General features: G+C 67.3%; 1 protein-coding gene. It reads right to left on the bottom strand.

The window, feature by feature from the left end:
* Positions 1-1741 (bottom strand): xanthine dehydrogenase family protein molybdopterin-binding subunit (locus EN749_RS35145; protein ID WP_145991161.1); only part of this gene is annotated, 1741 nt, incomplete at both ends.

Below are 1741 nucleotides of genomic sequence, written 5' to 3'. Positions count from 1 at the left end.
AGTCGCCCTCGGTGTGCGGCAGCGCCATGGCGATGGTGGTGTAGTTCTTGTAGCGCTCCTCTGGCGTCGAGTTTTCCGGCATGGTGTCGCCGGTGGCTTCGATGTGGTCGCGGCCGACGCTTTTGAGCAGTTCGGCGATCGAGACATCGGGGCCGTCGCCACGCGGCGAAGTGATACGGCCATTGGCGACGACCAGTGTGTTGGCCTGCAACGCGTAGAAGGGCGAGCGCGGATCGCCGATGGCAAGGCCCACCAGCTGGTCGAGCGCTGAGCTCGCGGCCTTGTAGACGGCGCCGGTCATGACGCCGGCCAGCCGCGAGCCGCCGGTGACGCCGGCACGCGGAAAGCGGGAGTCTCCGAGCTTCACCACCACGTCGTCAGCTCGCACGCCGACCGTTTCGGCGGCGGTCTGCGCCAGAATGGTGTAGGTGCCCTGGCCCATGTCGATCGACGAGCTTTCGACCTCGACCGAGCCGTCGGCCAGGATACGCACGATCGCCTCGCCATAGGCGCGCCGAACCGGATAGGTGCCGGCCGCGACGCCCCAGCCGATCAACTGGGTGCCGTCGCGCATCGAGCGCGGTTCGGGCGAGCGCCTGGCCCAGCCGAAGCGCTCCGCACCTGCGGCAAAAGCCTCGCGCAACTGCCGGGTAGACCAAGCCTTTTTGGCATGCGGATCCTGCTCGGCATAGTTCCGGAGCCGGATTTCCAGCGGGTCGATGCCGACCTCGTAAGCGAGCTCGTCGATGGCGCTTTCGATGCCGAAGGCCGAGGGGTTTTCGCCCGGCGCGCGCATGGCGCCCGGCACCACCGAATTGACCCGCACGACATTCTGCTTCGAGGAGAAATTCGGCGTCGCATACATGATCGATGTGAGCGATCCCAGCGGCTCGACCCACATGCCGTCGATGGAGGTCTCATTGACGCCGCGATGCACGATCGACTGGATCTTTCCTTGCGTGTCGGCGCCGATCGTCACGGTCTGGCGTGTCGCCGCGCGGCCACCATAGCCCGTAAAAGTCTGGGGCCGCGTCATCACCAGCCGCACCGGCCGGCCGAGCATTCTGGCCGCACATGCGGCAACCGCGCCATGGCTGAGCGCCAGTGCCTTGGAGCCGAAGCCGCCGCCAATATAGGGCGAGACCAGCCGCACATTCTCGAACGGCACGCCGAACCATTCGGCATAGGTGCGGGCCATCCCGTCCAGCCACTGGCTCGGCTCCCATACGGTGAGCCGGTCGCCCTCCCAGCGGGCGATCAGGCCATGCGGCTCCATCGGCGCCTGGTACTCGCGCGGCGTGTTGTAGGCGGCGCAGATGCGGACCGGTGCCGAGGCGAACGCACCTTGCGCATCGCCCCATTCCTTGGTCATGGCGTCGATCGGGATGCCGTCGCCAGCCTTGCCGTCGCTGAGGTCGACGATGGAAGGCGTCTCGTCATAGCTGACCTTGACCAGGGCCGCCGCCGCGACCGCCTGTTCGAAGGTTTCCGCAACGATCGCCGCGACATACTGACCCGAGAAGGTGATGTCGCGCGCGAGCGGGCAATAGGGCTTGTCGGGCGGCGGCGTGCCGAACCAGTCCGCCGCGGTCCTCAGGCTGATGATGGTGTCCGGCGTCAGCACCTGCAGCATGCCGGGAGCGGCCTCGGCTGCCTTGGTGTCGATCGCGAGCACCTTGCCCGATGCAATCGTGCTCCCGACCAGCACGGCGTAGGCGAGGCCTTCGAGCTGCTGCTCGAC

Source organism: Mesorhizobium sp. M7A.F.Ca.ET.027.02.1.1, assembly GCF_004022985.1.
Classification (GTDB): Bacteria; Pseudomonadota; Alphaproteobacteria; order Rhizobiales; family Rhizobiaceae; genus Mesorhizobium.
Note: the sequence above shows the minus strand (reverse complement) of the source record. Positions and strands in the feature narration are given on the sequence as shown.